Raw genomic sequence first — 17,273 nt, 5'->3', positions numbered from 1 at the left:
GATCACGATCCGGTCGGGCACGGCACGTTCGCCCCGGGTTCGCCCGACCGGGATCCGGCCGCCGTGAACGCCTCGAGCACATCCCGGTGCATGGACCGCGCGACGTCGTCGCCGACGTACCGGCGGTCGTAGACGAGCTCGATGAACGCGTCCCCGTCGTCGCGGATCTCCAAGTCCCAGGTGGTGTCGTACGGCGCGTCGGCGGGCCGGGTCGGTGCGATGGCCCACTCGAGGCGGTCCGTCATCCGCGGCCGGCGCTGATTGCGCCCCTGGGCCAGGTGGCGGACGAGCGGCCGCGTGGTGGCGGCGCGCCGCGCCCCGACCGCGCGGACGATGTCGTCGAACGGCAACTCGGCGTGCCCGATTGCGTCGGCCAGCGCGACGAACGCGGCCCTGCGGGCGTCGGCGCCGCCGGCGTCAGCGCGGTTCAGCCGCACGGGCACCAAATCGACGCCGAGGGCCACCGATTCGGCTGCGGCGGCGTCCGGGATCGCGGCGGGCACCCCGACGATCAGATCGTCGCGGCCCGTGTGGGCGGCCAGGACGCGCGCCACCTCGGCGAGGAAGCCCGCGAAGGGCGTGATTCCCTCGTCGGCGGCGCGGCGGGCGGCGGAGGCGAACGCCTCCCCGCCGATGGCCGCCCGGACGACGCCCGCACGAGGCGAGGCGCCGGGGTGCGCGGCGGTCGGTTCGGGCAGATCGACGTAGCCTTCGAGCTCCGCCGCCCACCACCGCCCCAGCGCCGCCGCCCCGGGACCCGATCGGCTCCGGCGGGCGCGGGCCCCGATGTCCCGGGGCTGCGCAATCGGGCCGGGCGACCAGCGGCTGTTCCCCAAACGCGCCTCGTACGCCGCCGCAAGGTGGTCGAAGAGGGTTTCCAGGGACGAGTGGTCCGCGGCGATGTGGTGGACCGCGACGACGAGCACCGCCCGTTCCGCGCCCACGGCCACGCATTCGAAATGCACCGGAATCTCCTCCGCCACGTTCCAGCGCCTGGCCAGCATCTGCGCCACGTGGCCCGGCACTTCCCCGGCGGGGAGGTTCGTCCACGCCAGCGTCGGCCCGTCCGGGTGGATTCGTTGCACGGGGTGTCCGTCGACGACGGGGTAGGTGGTGCGCAGCCCCTCATGGGCCGCGACGACGTCGGCGACGGCGCCGATCAGCGCGGCATCGTCGCGTGGTCCCCGAAGCACCATCGGCACCACGATCCGGTATCCGTCGTCCGTGACCCGGTCGATCACCCACATGCGATGCTGCGCCGGGGTCAGCGGGTGGTCGGCGGGGCCGTCCGGGGCGTCGTCTCCGGCACCGTACCGGGCGTCGTCCCCGACGCGGGCCACCGCGCCCGATCCCGTGGGGCCGTCGCCCGAGAGCCGAGCCAACGCCCGGGCCGTCGGGTTGTCGATGACGTCCCGCATGGTCACGTGCAGCCCGAGTTCCCGGAGCCGGTGGGTCAGCCGGAGGACCATCAGCGAGTGCCCGCCGAGGGCGAAGAAGGAATCGTCGACGCCCACGTCGTCGGCCCCGAGGCACTCGGCCATCATGGCCGCGATCCGATCCGCCGGACCACCGTCGTCGAGCGGGGCCGGGGTTCCGGGCGTAGCCGCCGACGCAGCGCGGGCCCCGCCGTCCCCGGATTCCCGCGACGACAGGGGCCGCCGCGCCAGCGCATCCCGGTCGACTTTGCCGTTGCGGTTGAGGGGCAGGTGCCCAAGCGCCTCGACGACCGCCGGGACCATCGCCTCCGGCAGCAGCCGGGCGGCGTGGGCCACCAGGTCGGGACGGTTGCCGTGCCCGCCGTCGGTGACCGCGAAACCCCTGACGACCCCGTCCCGGACGGTCACCGCCGCGGCATGGACTCCGGGATGGGCGAGCAGCGCGGCCTCCACGTCGCCCGGTTCGAACCGTACGCCGCGGACTTTCACCTGATCGTCGATCCGTCCGTGGCACACCAGCCCCTCCGGCGTCCGGGACGCCAGGTCCCCGGTCCGGTAGCGGCGCCGCCCGCCGGGGGCCGCCACGAACCGCGCCGCCGTTTCCGCCGCCATGCCCCGGTACCCGCGCGCCAATCCGTCGCCGGACAAGTACAGCTCCCCGATTCGCCCGTCGGGCACCGGGCGCAGCTTCTCGTCGAGGATTTCCGCGGTCAGATCCGGGCGGGGTTCGCCGACGTGCACCACCGGATTCACGGGGTCGGCGGCGAGGATCCCCATCGTCGCGGCGAGCGTCGTCTCCGTCGGCCCGTAGCAGTTCGCGACCGAGCACCGCGGCATGATCCCGTGCATCCGGTTCCGCAGCGGGCCGGGGAACCGGTCGCCGCCGCAGAGCACCCATTCGACCGATCCCAACGCGTCCGTCGGCCGGGACTCCGCCTCAAGGACGAGCTGCTCGACGACGGCGGGGACCCCGTGGACGAACGTCGCCCCGTACGCCGCGACATGATCGAGCATGCGCCGGGCATCGAATTCCGTCCCGGCGGGGGCGCAGAGGAGTTCCCCGCCGGCGGCCAACGTCATGACCACTTCCCCTATGGATGCGTCGAAGCCCGGCGGGGCCGCGTGCAGGAGACGGATGCCGCCGCGGCGGCGCCGTCCGCGCAGCGCCCATTCGGCGTGGCGGGCCAGGCCCCGGTGGGTGACGTCGACGGGTTTGGGCAGCCCCGTCGTCCCGGAGGTGAAGACGACGCAGGCGACGTCGTCGCCGTCCGGCGCGACGTCCGGGACCCCGCGCGTCGGCGGTTCCACCGCCGCGCGGGACGCGCCGGCGGCGACGGTCGCGGCGGGGTCGGCGAGGTCCCCGAAGTCCCACAACCCGATCCTGTCGCCGCATGCCCGCCTTACGGCGTCCGGGCAGTCGTCGCCGTGCACGACCGCGTGCACGTCGGCGGAGACCAGCATGGCGGCGAGGCGGGCGGCCGGCACCCTGGGGCTGATTTCGGTCACCGGGATACCCGCCCTCAGGCAGGCCAGGAGAACCGTGATCGCCCGGTACCCCCGGCCCAGGGCATAGGCGATCGGGGCCCGCCGCGGGTTCCGCCGGGCCAATTCGCCGGCGAGCGACCTCACCTCGGTCTCCAGTTCACCGTAGGTCCAGGAGCGGTCGCCCTCGCGCACCGCGCATGCGCCCGGGGTGTCGCGGAACCACTCGGCGATGAGTTCGACCGGGGACTCGGCGGATCCTCCCGCGTCCGTCCCCTCCACCGCCGCAGCGTCGCCGGTGGTGGTGCCCGCCGCGGGCCCGTCCGGCTCCGCGGGCCCGTCCGGCTCCGCGAAGGCGCGGATTGCCCGGGCCAGGCGACCGGCGAATGCGTGCGCCACCCCGGGCGGCACCCGCCCGGGTTGATGGTCGACCGACACTTCCAGCGCTCCGCCCGCGGTGTTCGCCCGCACCGAGAGGGGCTCGCCGATGATCCCGTTGCGCAGGGGCGCACCGGTCGAGCCGCACGGCCCGGGCGCCCGAGTTTCCTCGAATACGAGGCTGACGTCCGGCATCGTCGTGCGATGCCGTTGCAGGACGTCGGCGATGTCCAGTTCGGCGTCGTCGAGGGCGTCCGCCAGGTGGCCGGCGGCGGAGTGCACCGCGTCATCGCCGGTCCATCCCGGCGGCACGTCGATGAGCACGCTGTTTCCCCGGTACGTGATCGGGGCGCCCTCGGCCGGGTCGCCGTGGCGCAGCAGGACGGGCATCGCCACGGTGACGCCGGCTTCCGGCGAGGGCATCGCCTCCGCGAGCGCCGCCAACACCACGGCCGCCGGGCGCACCCCGAGTTCGCGGCACCGCTCCATGACTCGGCGACCGGTTTTCGGGGCAATCGGCGTTTCGATGGATTGCGCCGGCGCTGCCCCCCATCCGGGTTTCGCGACGAGCCCGGTGGGCAGGCATGCCGAGGCTCCCCGCCCGTCCCCGGCAGATGGCGCCGGGCGCGTCGGTTCCGGCGCGGCGAGGGACCTCGGCGGCACGTGTTCCCCGCGCAGGGCGGCGTCGACGTCGCGGGCGAGTATCGCCCAGCACGCGTCGTCCCACCACAGATGGTGGGCGACGATCGCCAACCGGGCGGCGTCCGCGCCGGCGACACCGACGATGAACCGCACCGGGGCCTCGCGGTGCAGGTCCCACCGCATTTCCATTGCTTCGGCGGCCGCGTCGGCGTGGTCCGACTCGTCGACGACGCGCGGCGGCGCCGGGGGCCGGTCATGCACGATGACCCGCGGGGCCGCGGCCGACGCGGCCTCTTCCGGCGATGGTCCCGCACCGGGGGTCGTCAGCGTCGAACGTAGGGCGGGGTGCGCCGCCGCCACCCGGTCCAGCGCCGCGATGAGCCTGCCGACGGGGACGGAATCCCGGAACCGGTAACTCATCCCGACCGTGAAAGCCCCGCCGGTGGGATCCGTCCGGGCGGCCTCCCACAGCCGGCGCTGAGCCCGGGTGAGAATCACCCGCGCATCGGATTCCGATGCGCCCGGGCCACGTTCGCCCACCCCCGCCACCTGCGCCGCCCGGCGTCGCCGGAGCGCCGCCAACCGGTCGGCGCGCGCCGATTCCGCCACCATCCGCCTCCTAAGTTGCGTTAGCCTAGGCTAAGCATACATACTTAGGTCCAACGCGGTAGCTTTAAATCCGAACTTGCGGCGCGGGCGGATCGGGCGCCCCGAATCGCGCCCGCGCCGACCGAATCGGGCCGTTGGCCCATACTGCGGCCGCGTCGGCCGAGACGGGAGAAACCGGTGCATCCCCCACCCCTGCACGCCGACCGCCTTCGCGTCGGATACGGAAATCACGAGGTGCTCCGCGACGTCAGCGTCACGCTGCCGGCCGGGAAGCTGACCGTCGTCGTCGGCCCCAACGGATGCGGGAAATCCACGTTGCTCAAATCGTGCGCCAGGCTCGTCCCGCTCCGCGGCGGAACCGTGATCCTCGACGGCAGGGACATCCACCGGCTGCCGACCAAGGCGGTCGCCCGGAAACTGGGGCTGCTCCCGCAAGCGCCGTCCGCCCCCGACGGCCTGCTGGTCTCCGATCTCGTCGCGCTCGGCAGGCACCCCCACAGGTCCCTGACGCGGCCCTGGGACGGGGATGACGAACGGGCGGTGGCGCGGGCCCTGGCCCTGACCCGGATGGACGGCTTCGCAGACGAGGAGGTCGACGCCCTGTCGGGCGGGCAGCGCCAACGCGCCTGGATCGCCATGGCCCTGGCGCAGGACACCGAGGTGCTGTTGCTCGACGAGCCCACCACGTACCTCGATTTGGCCACCTGCATCGAGGTCCTGGAGCTCATCCGGGACTTGCACCGCGATCACGGGAAGACGGTCGGGGTGGTCCTCCACGATCTTCTTCTCGCCGCGCGCTACGCGGATGAAACCGTGGTCATGCGCGACGGCGCGGTCGTGGCCGCCGGGCGGCCCGGGGAGGTCTTCACCGTGGACCTGCTCCGGGACGTATTCGGCCTCGACGCGGTCCTGCTCGAGGACCCGGTGAGCGACCGCCCCCTGATCGTGCCCCTCGGCCGGAGCCGGTGACCCGGCGCCCGAACCGGGCCCGGCGCCGAGGCGGCGTCCCGGCTCAGAGTTCCCAGGCCGCCGCCGCGTTTCCCGCCTCCCGGAAGCTCCGGTAGGTGTCGCTGACCTCGACCAGGGTCGCCTCGTCGCCCGTCGCCTCGACGCTCCCGTCGGGCCCCAGGACGATGAACCGGTCGCAGTGCCGCAGGGCCGACGGCCGGTGGGCGACCATGATGACGGTCCTGGTGCGGGCCAGTTCGCCGATGCCCCGCAACACGTGGTGCTCGTTGTGGGCGTCCAGGGAGGAGGTGGCCTCGTCGAGGAGGACGATCGGGGCGTCCTTCAGCAACGCCCGCGCAAGGGAGATGCGCTGCCGTTCGCCGCCGGACAGCCGTTTGCCGCCTTCCCCGACCCGGAGATCGAATCCGTCGTCGTGGCGCGCCGCGATTTCCCCGACGCCCGCAGCGCGGGCCGCGGCCAGAATTTCGTCCCGTCCCGCGTCCGGGCGCCCGACCGCGATGTTGTCCCACAACGTGCCGTCGAACAGGTGCACGTCCTGGAACACCACCGACAGCTGGCCCATCAGGTCGGTGGCCCGGTACTCCCGGACGTCATGCCCGGACACCGTGACCGACCCGGAACCGACGTCCATGAAGCGGGCGATGAGTTTCAGCACGGTGCTCTTGCCGCAGCCCGACGGGCCGATGAGCCCCACCACCTCGCCCGGCGCGACCGAGAAGGAAAGGCCGTTCAGCACGGGCCCCTCCCCCTCGTACCCGAAGACCACGTCCTTGAATACGACGGTCCCGGCCCCGTCCGGCTCAGCCCCTTCCACGGGACGGGGAAGCGACGGTGCCCCGGTGATTTCGGAGATGCGGCCGATCCGGGTCGCGGTCACCCGCAGGGCGCTGGACAAACCGGCCAGCTCGGTCAGCGGGCCGGTGAACCGCGCGGCCAAGGCGATGACGGCCAACGTGGTCGCCGCATCCGTGGCACCGCCGATTCCGCCGTACACCGCCATGACGATGACCGCTGACAAGACGGCCTGGACCCCCGCGCCGCCGAGCATCGAGGCCACCGTCGTTTTCGCCCCGACCCTCCGGTTCGTCACCCGTTCGTCGTCAAGCGCCCCGGCGATCGGCGCGTACGACGCCGCGTCGACCCCGGAGGCCCGCAGCACGGCCTGGTGCCGGGCGAAGTCGACCACGGCGCCCTGCACGGCGATGCGCCGGGCGTGGACGTCGCGCTCCCCCCGCTCGACGACCTTTCCCGCCCAACGGTTCATCCCCCAGAGGATCAGCGCCCCGGCCAGGAGCGCCGCCGCCAGCGACACGTCGAGCGCGCCGACGGCGATGACCAGGACAATTCCGCCGGAGAACGTGGACACCACCGGGCTCAGCAGATGGGCGACGGACATCCCCACCGCGGTCGTGCCCGTGATGAGCGCGTCCGACACCGACGCCGCACGCTCGCGGGTGCACCACGACAACGGGACGTCGACCAGGGCATCTGCCGCGCGTTCATGCATGCCGCCGACGACTTCCAGGGCCATCGCGTTCATCGCCAGGGCCTGGAAGAAATGCAGCGCCGCGGCGACCGCGACCAGCACTGCCAGGGCCACGAGCCACCCCGTCGCGGCGGGGGGATCGTCGACGAGCGCACGGGCCAACGGGACCAGCAGGGCCATCGCCGCCCCCGACAACGCCCCGTACACCACGGCGACCAGGAGTTGGGCGACGACGCGTGGGCGGCGCCCATCGTCGACGATGGACAACAGTGCGCGGATCATTCCTTCCCGCCCCTTTCGTCCGCGTTGAGCCGCCCCCACAGATCGGCGTACAGTCCGCCGAGCTCCAGCAGCTCGTCATGCGTGCCGCACTCCGCGACCTTCCCGCGGTCGAGCACGGCGATCCGGTCGCAATGGGCGATGGTGTGGAGGCGGTGAGCGATGACCAGCACCGTGGAGTCCGCCGCAAGGGCGCTCAAAGCACGCTGGATTTGCGCCTCCGAGTTGGGGTCGGCGAAAGCGGTGGCCTCGTCGAGGATGACCACCGGCGCATTCTTCAGCAGCGCCCTGGCGATGGCGATTCTCTGTCGCTGTCCCCCGGACAGCGATGCGTCGGAGTCGACGGGCGTCGCGTAACCGTCGGGAAGCGCCATGATGTCGTCGTGGACCTGCGCCCGGCGCGCCGCTTCGCGGATCTCGTCGATCGTCGCCCCCGGGCGCCCGAGGCGGATGTTGTCCGCGATGGACATGCTGACCAGCTCGGTGTCCTGCAGCACGAAGGCGACGGTGTCGTTGAGCTGCGCGGGCGGAATGTCCCGGACATCGGCGCCCCCGATCCGGATTGCGCCCGACGACGGGTCGTCGAAACGCGCGACGAGCGTCGCCAGCGTCGACTTCCCGGCTCCCGAGGGACCGACGAGGGCCACTTTCGCGCCGTCGGGAACGGACAGGGTCACGTCCCGGAGGACCGCCGCGCCATCCCCGTACCGGTACGTCACGCGATCGATCTCGATGGATCCGTCGGCGATCCGGGCGGGTTCCCGGGCCTCCGGCAGGGCCTCGACGCGGAGGATGTCGGCTATGCGCTGCGCCGCCGCCTCGGCCTGCCTGCGATATTGGGCGCTGAACCCCAGGGACACGACGGTCGACGGAATCACCATCGCGATCAGCGCCGCGGTGATGACCTCGACCGGCCCCACCCACCCGGCCCCGATGAACCACAGCCCGAACGCCATCATCATCAGCAGGATCACGGGGGCCGAGAGCATGACGCCGGCCACCGCGGATCCCATCGTGAGGCTCCGCGCCCAGGCCCCGTAGGTGGCCCGGTACTCCCGGCTGGCCTCCACGAACCGCTCGTGGGCGGTCTTCTGGGTGCCGAAGATCTTCACGACGGCGATGCCGTGGACGAAATCGGCGATGGCCGCGCTCATCGTGCCGAGTGTCTCCGCGATCCGCTCCATTTTCCCCGCCGCCCCCCGCATGGCCACCGCGGACGCAGCACCGTAGGCCACGAGCGGGATAGCCGCGACGAGCGCCAGCCTCCAGTCGAGGACGGCGCACCAGGCGAGCCCCGCCAAGGGCGTCACCACTCCCGCGACTTGCTCGATGCGCGCGTGCGCGACGAGGAAGTGCAGTTCATCGACGTCGTCCGTCACCGCGCGCCGCACCGTGCCCGAGGGTGTCGCGCTGAACCAGCGCAAGGGCGCCCGCGACAGCGCCGTGACGATCCGCCACCGCAGATGGTGCTGCAGACGTGCGTCGGCCGAATGGGACACGGCGAGCGCGGCGGCTTCGGCGAGCGCCCTCACCGCGAGCGCGGTGATGACCGCCGCCACAATCCCGGCCCCCACGGTCCGCCCTTCGACGAGGCGCGTCCCGATCACGCCGATGAGCGCCAACGGCGCCACTGCGGCGACGGACGCCACGACCTGCAACGCGGCGGCCACCCGAAGTTGCCCCGCCACCGGTTCGGTGAGTTCCGCGAGGGATCCGGCCGCAACCGACCCGGCCGGTTCGTCGCGCCCGGGTCCCTCACGCCCGGGTTCGCGGTGCCCCGGCGCCGCTTCCGGGGGTCCTCCGGAGCGCGTCCCCCCGTCCACCGGCACGTCCCGCGCCGTTTCCGCCGTCTCCATGAACCATCCTTCCGAGATCCCGCCAAAAAGGCCCGACATTACAACATTGGTAATGCTAGCCTTAGTTTGTTTTTTGCGCGCGGTTTCGCGCCCTCATTCCGCCCCATCACCTCGATAACGACGTCGGAGTCTGACATTGCACACAACGCAGGACCATTGGTTGCGCAGGTTCTCGGTTTCCCGCAGCCACGCGGGGCCGCACCTGATTCTCTGCCCCCACGCCGGCGCCGGGGCGTCGTCGCAGCGGGAGCTGTCCGACCTTTGCGCGCCCTGGTGCACCCCCTCGGTGGTCCAGTACCCGGGGCGCCAGGACCGGATCGGGCGGACGCCGGCGCGGTCAATCACGGACATCGCCGACGCCGTCGCCCGCGAGTTGGCCGCGCAACCGGCCGCCGATACGCGTGAACTCGTGATTTTCGGCCACAGCATGGGGGCACTGGTCGCCTTCGAGCTCGCCCGGAGCTGCGGGCGCGAGGGATTGCCGGTCGCGCACCTCGTCGTTTCGGCGGCCGTTCCGCCGCACGCGGTCGCGGCGGAGCCCCGGCACCCCGTGACCGACCGGGGGATCATCGACCGGTTGGTGGGCCTGGCGGGAACCGACGACGCGATCCTCGCCGACCCGGACCTCGTCTCCCTGGCGATCGGGGCCCTCCGAGCCGATTACGCCATGACCGACTCCTACGGATGCGGGAAAGACGCCGCGGTTTCGTGCCCGATCTCGGTTCTGGGCGGTGACTCCGATCCGATCGTCCCCTTCACCCGGCTCTGGGGATGGCGCGCGCACACGACGGCCGACTGCTCGGTGTCGCTCTTCCGCGGCGGGCACTTCTATTTGTCCACGCAGCTGCCGGCGGTCGCCGAATTCCTCGGACGCGCGTGCACCCCCGTGGCGGTGCCCGTCCCATGATCGCCGCACCGAAGGATCTCCTCGCCGACGACGGGGCAATCGTGATCACCGGCGTCGCCCTCGAGGCCCCGGGCGGGGCCACCTCGTTGGCGACGCTGTGGGGGACGCTGTCCGGGGACGCGGACGCGCTCGGCCCGCTGCCACGCGATCGCGGCTGGGACGTCGAAGGATTGCTCCGTCTCGGGGATGCGCCGGGGTGGGGGCGAATCCCGGATTCCTGCGGCCTGATCCCCGGGGCGACGATGTGGGACCCCGCCGCGTTCGGCGTATCGCCGCGGGAGGCCGCCCTCATCGACCCCCACCAGCGCGTCGCCGTCCGCTGCGCTTTCCGCGCCTTCCAAGCCGCCGGTCTGCGGCCGGGCGACCACAGGCTGCGGGACGCGGGCGTGGCATTCGCCGCGCTTCACGACGATTACGGCCCCCGCTTCGGCGTTCCGGGCGAGTATCACGGCGATCTGCTCGTCGGAGTCTCCGCGAGCACCATTTCGGGGCGCATCAGCAACGCGCTCGACATTCGCGGCCCGTCGGTGACCATCGACGCGGGATGCGCCGGCGCGCTCACGGCGATCGACCACGCGGCGGCCATGATCCGGTCGGGCGCCGCGCCGACGATGATCGCCGGCGGCGTCAGCGTGCTGTGCTCCCCCGGCATGCTCGTGGAGTTCTCCCGGCTCGGCGCCCTCGCCGCGAACGGGCGTTGCCGCCCCTTCGGCAAAGAGGATCGGGGCGTCGTCTGGTCCGAGGGGTCCGCGGCTTTTCTCCTGGAGACGGCCGGTTCCGCCCGCGGCGGCGGCAGGACCCCCATCGCGGTCGTCCATGCCTCCGCGTCGACGCACGGCGGCGGCCGTTCGCCGATGCACGTCCCCGATCGCGACGCCCACGAAGAGGCCATCCGGCGCTGCCTCGATATTTCCGGCTTGGGGTACGACGACGTCGACGTCGTCGAGGCCCACGGCACCGGCACGCGGGCGGGGGATCCCGTGGAGCTGGCCGCGTTGGGGGCGACGTACGGGGCCGCCGCCGCGGCGGACGGGCGCCGCATCCCGATCCGTTCGGCGAAAAGCCATCTGGGCCACGCCCAGGCGGCGGCTTCCGGCCTCGGCCTCTGCGCCCTTATGGCCGGGGCCCGCGAGGGCAGTATCCCGCGCCATCTCCTCGAGGGGGAACCGTCGGACGCCATCGACTGGGCCGGTTCCGGTCTGGCGCTCGCGGGGGAAGAACCGTGGCCGGCGCGGGGCGGCTGGCGCACGGCCGGCATCTCCGCGTTGGGAATCAGCGGCACCGTCACCCACGCCCTGGTGGGCTTTCCGGAAGAGGGGCGGTCATGAACGTCACCGACGCAATCGTCCTCGAAGCGCGCACGGCCGAGTCGCTCCGCGCCGAGGCGCGTCAGCTGTTTTCCTACCTCGGCAGGCGTCCGGAGACGACGCCCGCGCAGGTCGCGCATGCTCTTTCCGCCACCCGCCCCCGCGCCCCGCATCGGGCGGTGGTGTCCGCTTCGGGCGGGGCTGAGCTCCGCTCGGCGCTGGCCCATATCGCGGAGGGGCGCCCGCATCCGCGGGTGGCGGCGGCCACGGTTCCTTCGCGGCGGCCGAAGACGGTGGCGGTGTTCCCCGGCCAGGGCCAACAGCGCCCGGGCCTGCTCGCGCCCCTCCACGGGGAGTTCGCGGTGGTCCGCGAGGTGGCGGACGAGTACATCGGCCGCTTCGCGGTCGACCACGGCATCGACGTCCGGGACTATCTCCTGGATCCTCGCGCGTCCGCCGACGTCGACGAAACCACGGTTCAGCCCGCGCTGTTCACGCAGATGATGGCCGTCGCCGCCCTGTGGGAAAGCGCCGGGCTGCCGGTCGACGCAGCCATCGGGCATTCGCAGGGCGAAATCGCCGCCGCGGTGTTCGCCGGGATGACGTCCCCCGCCGACGCCTGCGCGGTGGTCGCGGCGCGCTCCGGGCTGGTCGCCGCGCTGCCTCGACAGGCCATGGCGGTGGTGGGCTGGGACGAACGGAGGTGCCGCGCCGCCATCGCGGGGTGGGCGGGCGACGCGGAGCTCGCCGTGCACAACGCCCCGTCGCTGTGCTGCGTCGGCGGTACCCGGGACGCGGTGACCGGCGTCATCGACGAGGTCGCGCGGTCCGGGGGATTCGCGCGGCTCCTGCCGGTCGGGTACGCGGCGCACACGCCGGCGGTGGCGCCGATCCGCGGGCCGTTCATCTCGCGGCTCCACGCGGAGCTGGGCGAGACGGGATTCCGGGAGGGGCGCATGGAGTGCGTCAGCCCGGCATTGTGCGGCGCCCCGATTCCGCCCGGCGGCGACCAGGCGGAATTCTGGTACGCGAACGTGCGCAACCCGGTCCGCTTCGCCGACGCCGTCGAGGCGGCGTCCGGAAACGGCGACGTCGCGTTCGTGGAAATGTCGGCGCTCGCAACCATCGGGCGTTCGATCGACGAGACCGTGCGGCACGCGCGGCCGGGTTCGGCTCCGTTGATCATCCCGACCGCGGACGGTGCGGGCCCGGCCGGGCCCGAAACGTGGGCGCAGGGGTGGCGGACGGCGTTGGCCAATGGGCTGGCACCGGTTTCGGCGGCCGGGCCCGGCGCCGACGTGGGATTCCCGCCGGACTTCCCGGCGTCGCCCTTCGCGGAAACGCGGATTTGGTTTTCCCCCGGGGATTCCGGGGCACCCGGCGCCGGGGTCGGCCCCGCTTCCCCCACGGCCCCGGACGCCGCCGAGCCGGCGCCGCCCGTCATTCTGGAGGAGAGGTGGGTGCGGCTGCCGCACCTGGGCCAGGAGCGGCCGTCGCCGTTTCAGGCGGGTTCCGCGCCGGAGTGGGCCACGGGGTTGGCCGATGCCGCGCGGAGACAGGGCCTGCCGGAAGCCGGGGCCACCGCGGACGATGCGCCGTCGACAATCATGTGCGGTACGCCGTCGCCGGACATCGGCGGCCGGGACGTCGCCACCGCGATTCGGGCCACGGGGAAGGCGCTCGACGAGGTGCCCGCCGCGCCGCGCGGCTCCCGGCTCGTCTTCCTCACGTACGGCGCGCACGCGGTGGACGGGACGGAGGCCTCGCCGGCGCAGTCGGCGTGCGTGCCGTTGGCGCGGGCCTTCGCGGCGCGGCGCGGGTACAGGTTCCGGCACATCGACCTCCCGGGGCCCGACATGACGCCGGAGTGCATCTCCGCGGCGGTCGCGGCATTGAACGCCCGCGGTGAAGCGGCGCTCGCCGTCCGCGACTCCGGCACTTTCGTCCCGCGCCTTCGTCCGCCCGACGCCGGGGAGTCCCCCGCCGGCGCCGGGGCCCTCGATCACGTCGTCGTCACGGGTGGCCGCGGCCAGGTCGCGCGGCACGTGGTCCGGGCCCTCATCGCCCTGGGGGCGGGCCGGATCACGTTGCTGACGCGGGAGCCGTCGCGCATCCCGCGCGACCTCGCCGCCGCGGCACGGGCCGCCGGGATCCCGATGGACGTCGTGCGCGTGGATCTGCACGAGGGCGAGGACCGCGACGTGGGCGGAGAGGAAAGCCGCGGTGGCGCGATCTCGGCGGATCCTTCCCCCATCGCCGTGGGGCGGCCGGCGACGGCGGTGATCCACGCGGCGTCGGCGTACCCGTCGCTGGATTCCCCGGATTCGCTTTCCGACGCCGCGTGGTTGCGGTCGGCGGCCGTCGATCGGCTCCTGGCCCGGTTGCCGCTGTCCGAGGGGTGCCGGGTCGTGGTGAGTTCGTCGATTGCGGCGACGCTGGCGCACCCGGATACGACGGCCTACGCCGCCGCCGTCGCCGCGGCCGAAGCCCATTGCGCCAATCGGCCGGAGTGGCGCGTCGTCCGATGGGGATTGTGGCCCGGTTCGAACGACGCCCCGGGCTTCGACGCGGTCCGTGCCGCCGACGGGGGCACCGGGCTGCTGCCTTTCGACCCGGTCACGGCGGTGTCCGCGGCGATTCGCATGCGGCCCGGGGTCGGGGTCGTCGCGGCGGCCGATTGGGGCATGCTCCGGCGCGTCTACGACGCGCTGGGGGCGCCGGCTTACCTCGACGGGGACGTGGCCTCCGCCGTCGTCTCCCCGACCGCGTGCGCCACCACCGCAACCACCGGCTCCGCCACCCCACCCGCCACCGCTCCCGCGGGGCCGGGCGACGACGCCGCCGCGGACGTCCGCGGGCTGTGCGCCTCGGTGCTGGGGTACCCCGACGCGGACCAGGTCGACCCAGGGAAGGCCCTGGTGTTGCTCGGTCTCACGTCCCTGCAGGCCATCGAGTTGCAGCGGAAGCTGGCCGACGTCGGCGTCGACGTCCCGGTCTCGGAACTGCTGTCGACCGCGACGATCGCGGACCTCCGGGTGCGCCGCTGACGCGGCCCCCGGCCCCGCGTTCCCGCGGCCCGGCGGCCTCAGCGTCGCCCGCGGGCGCCCAGGAGCAACCTGAAGAAGTAGGCGCCGCCGATGATCATGGTGACCACGCCCGCGGGGATTTCAATGCTCCCGGCGCGGGCGATGGTGTCGGCGCCGAGCAGCAGCAGGCTCCCGATGATCGCGGTGGGGACGAGCGCGAGTCCGGCGGAGCGGGTCAGCCCGCGGGCGATGTGGGGAGCGGCGAGCGCGACGAACATGACGGGGCCGATGACCGCGGTGACCACGGCGGTGGCCGTGACCCCGATGACGAGGAAGGCCACGCGGGTGCGGCGCACGGGTTCCCCGATTGCCGTCGCCACGTCGTCGTCGCACATCATCGCCTTCCCCGCCTGCGCCGCCCAGGGGACCGCCACGGCGATGGCGAGCAGCGCGAGGATCAGCGGGGCGGCGTCGGGAGCGCGGAGCCCGTTGAGCGATCCGAAGCTCCATGACGTCATCGCGGACGCGTAGTTGATGTCCGTCTTCATGATGATGTAGGCGTTGACGGCCGTGAGGGTGGCACTCGTCGCGATGCCGACGACGATGAGCCGGTGGTCGGCACCCCGGGCGCGGGCGCCGGACAGTGCGAGGACCAGGGCGGCTGTGGCGAGTCCGCCCAGGCACGCGCCGAGCGCCGGGACGTAGTCGCCGACGTGCACGCTGACGCCGCCGACGCCGATGTTTCTGCCGCGGCTGGGCGGCAGGAGCATCGTGGCCAGCAGCGCGCCGGTGTATGCGCCCGTGTTGAAGCCGATGATGTCCGGGCTGCCGAGGGGATTGCGGGTGAGCACCTGGAAGAGCGCGCCGCCCAGCGCCAGCAGGGCGCCGCCCACGATCGCCACGGCGATGCGGGGCGTCCGCCATTTCAGGGCGCCGGCGGTGGCCGGGTCGCCGGTGGCCGCGAACAGCGCCTTCAATACTGTCGGCGGGTCCGCGGATGCGGGGCCGACGCCCATGCTGAACAGCGCCAGCACGGCGAGCCCGGCGAGCGCGACGGCGGCCACGACGACGGCGCGGCGCTCGAATCGCACCGGTCGGCCGCGCCAACCCACCGTCCAGGTCGCCCGCCCCGGCACGGTGCTTGCCGTCATTTCATCCCCTTCCGCCGCACGAGGGCGATCAGCAGCGGTCCGCCGAGGAACGCGACCACCAGCCCGGCGGGCATTTCGGCGGGTTGCACGATGAACCTGCCGACGACGTCGGCGACGATGAGGAGCGCGGCGCCGGCGAACAGCGCGACGCCCATCATGCGGCGCGGATCCGGCCCGACCAGGAGCCTCGCGATGTGTGCGGCGAGGAGCCCCGCGAAAGCGATCGGCCCCGCCGCAGCGGTCGCGCCGCCGGCCATGCACGCCACCGCGGCCACGACGAGCAGACGGATTCCGGGGATTCCGATTCCCAGGGACGCCGCGGATTCATCGCCAAGCTGCATCGCGGCCAGGGCCCGGGCGCAGCCGAACGCGACGAGTATTCCCGCGCCGACGATGGGCCCGGCGGCCGCGACGACGTCCAGTCCGCGGCCGTCCACCGAACCGGTGGCCCAGCCGCGCATCAAGTCGAATGCCCGGGGTTCGACGAGCGTCGCGGCCGTCGTCAGGCCGGTGAGGATGGAGGTCACCGCGACCCCGACCAACAGCAGCCGGATGGGCGTCAGCGTACCCAGCCACATCACCAGCGCGGATACGGCGAAGGCGCCGGCGAGGGCCCAGCGGACCTGGTCCCCCGGTGCGGAGATGCCCAGGACCGCGGCGGCAGCCACCGCGCAGGAGGCGCCGGCGTTGACGCCGAGGAGCCCGGGGTCCGCGAGGGGGTTGCGGATGAGCGCCTGCATGGCCACGCCCGCCACCGCGAACCCGGCCCCGCCCATCGCGGCGACGAGGGTCCGCGGGAGCCTCGTTTCCCGCACGATGACGTGGGCGGGGTTTTCCGGGTCGAAATCGTGGATGGCCGCCCACACGTCCGGCAGGGGCAGTCGCGCGGTCCCGAGCGCGAGACTCGCGGCGACGGCCGCCGCGGACAGCAGCATCATCAGCGGGTACGCCGCGATCCGGCGCGGCGTCGTCGAAAGGAGCCGATTCTTTCCCCCCGCACTTGCATCTATCAAGCGTCACCATCCTTGAATAGGCTAGCTTTACCATAGTCCATCTACGATTCTCCCCGGGAACAGGAGTCCCCCCCCCGTGAACCAGACCCCCGCCACGTCGGCGACGCAGGAAGCAGCTGGGCTGCCCCGGCTGCGAACCGACCTCGGCCCCGAGTCCGTGCTGCCCGACGGGCCTCCGGTGCCCCCGCGCGTCGGAGACATGGACCTGCGCCCCGTCGACCCCGACAGCAACGATCCCGAACGGATTTCGGCGTGGATGCGCAAGCCGCATCTCGCCGACACCTGGGAACAGCCCTGGCCCCCGGGGCGGTGGCGGGCCGACGCGATCGCGCGTCTGGGCGGGACGTATTCCGTACCGTGCATCTTGTCGTACGGGGGACGGGACATCGGGTACGTCGAGATCTACCGGGCGCACCGCGACGAAGTCGGGGCCGTGTACCCGTCCACGCCCCATGACCTCGGCGTGCACATCGCCATCGGGGAGGAGTCGCTCACGGGCAAGGGCGTCTTCCCCTCGTTCTTCCGGGATCTCATCGAGGCCCTGTTCGATGCGGATCCCTTCTGCGACACCATCGTGGCGGATCCGGACCACCGGAACGCGCGCATCCACCGGGCGCTCGCGAAAGCGGGCGTGACCGGGGGGACGATAATCGAGGTCCGCCCGGACCGGACGATTCGCCTGTCGGCCGTCCATCGAGCCGACTGGAGCCCCGGGCGCTGACCCCGGCCCGC

Annotated in this window: 10 protein-coding genes; 5 read left to right on the top strand and 5 right to left on the bottom strand. The window is 73.2% G+C overall.

Annotated features, from left to right (window positions below):
• Positions 1-2 precede the first annotated feature (2 nt).
• The gene (locus CFREN_RS01755; protein WP_209654218.1) at positions 3-4,547 is read right to left on the bottom strand and encodes an AMP-binding protein; all 4,545 of its coding nucleotides are present in this window, start codon (positions 4,545-4,547) and stop codon (positions 3-5) included.
• 177 nt (positions 4,548-4,724) lie between these two features.
• Between CFREN_RS01755 and CFREN_RS01750 the strand changes: the two genes are divergently transcribed.
• Positions 4,725-5,516, top strand: coding sequence for an ABC transporter ATP-binding protein (locus tag CFREN_RS01750; RefSeq protein ID WP_209654220.1), 792 nt, complete (start codon positions 4,725-4,727; stop codon positions 5,514-5,516).
• 43 nt (positions 5,517-5,559) lie between these two features.
• On the opposite strand, the gene CFREN_RS01745 is transcribed toward CFREN_RS01750, so the two are convergent.
• Positions 5,560-7,284: an ABC transporter ATP-binding protein gene (locus CFREN_RS01745; protein WP_209654222.1), complete on the bottom strand. Its 1,725-nt coding sequence runs from the start codon at positions 7,282-7,284 to the stop codon at positions 5,560-5,562.
• Positions 7,281-9,137, bottom strand: a complete 1,857-nt coding sequence (locus CFREN_RS01740; RefSeq protein WP_083291647.1) for an ABC transporter ATP-binding protein — start codon at positions 9,135-9,137, stop codon at positions 7,281-7,283. Before CFREN_RS01740 ends, CFREN_RS01745 begins: the two co-directional genes overlap by 4 nt.
• A gap of 136 nt (positions 9,138-9,273) precedes the next feature.
• Between CFREN_RS01740 and CFREN_RS01735 the strand changes: the two genes are divergently transcribed.
• From CFREN_RS01735 to CFREN_RS01725, 3 genes are read left to right on the top strand one after another with little or no spacing between them, the layout of a single operon-like run.
• The gene (locus tag CFREN_RS01735) at positions 9,274-10,044 is read left to right on the top strand and encodes a thioesterase II family protein (protein WP_209654224.1); all 771 of its coding nucleotides are present in this window, start codon (positions 9,274-9,276) and stop codon (positions 10,042-10,044) included.
• Complete coding sequence (locus CFREN_RS01730; protein WP_209654226.1) at positions 10,041-11,372, top strand: beta-ketoacyl [acyl carrier protein] synthase domain-containing protein; 1,332 nt, start codon at positions 10,041-10,043, stop codon at positions 11,370-11,372. The genes CFREN_RS01735 and CFREN_RS01730 overlap by 4 nt, the downstream gene beginning before the upstream one ends.
• Entirely contained in the window at positions 11,369-14,398 is a 3,030-nt protein-coding gene (locus CFREN_RS01725; protein ID WP_209654228.1) for an acyltransferase domain-containing protein, read from the top strand. The genes CFREN_RS01730 and CFREN_RS01725 overlap by 4 nt, the downstream gene beginning before the upstream one ends.
• Before the next feature lie 38 nt (positions 14,399-14,436).
• Here the strand turns inward: CFREN_RS01725 and CFREN_RS01720 are convergent, their stop codons facing one another.
• Positions 14,437-15,528 carry a FecCD family ABC transporter permease gene (locus CFREN_RS01720; RefSeq protein WP_070523205.1) on the bottom strand — a complete coding sequence of 364 codons (1,092 nt, stop codon included), beginning with the start codon at positions 15,526-15,528 and terminating at the stop codon, positions 14,437-14,439.
• Entirely contained in the window at positions 15,525-16,541 is a 1,017-nt protein-coding gene (locus CFREN_RS01715) for a FecCD family ABC transporter permease (protein WP_244979562.1), read from the bottom strand. The genes CFREN_RS01720 and CFREN_RS01715 overlap by 4 nt, the downstream gene beginning before the upstream one ends.
• A 76-nt stretch (positions 16,542-16,617) precedes the next feature.
• Between CFREN_RS01715 and CFREN_RS01710 the strand changes: the two genes are divergently transcribed.
• On the top strand, positions 16,618-17,262 hold the full coding sequence (locus CFREN_RS01710) for a GNAT family N-acetyltransferase (protein ID WP_141743078.1): 645 nt from the start codon (positions 16,618-16,620) through the stop codon (positions 17,260-17,262).
• Positions 17,263-17,273: the final 11 nt, after the last annotated feature.

The organism is Corynebacterium freneyi (assembly GCF_030408835.1).
In the GTDB taxonomy this organism is placed as follows: domain Bacteria; phylum Actinomycetota; class Actinomycetes; order Mycobacteriales; family Mycobacteriaceae; genus Corynebacterium; species Corynebacterium freneyi.
The sequence above is the reverse complement of the archived record's forward strand: the minus strand, read 5'-3'. Positions and strand labels throughout refer to the sequence as shown.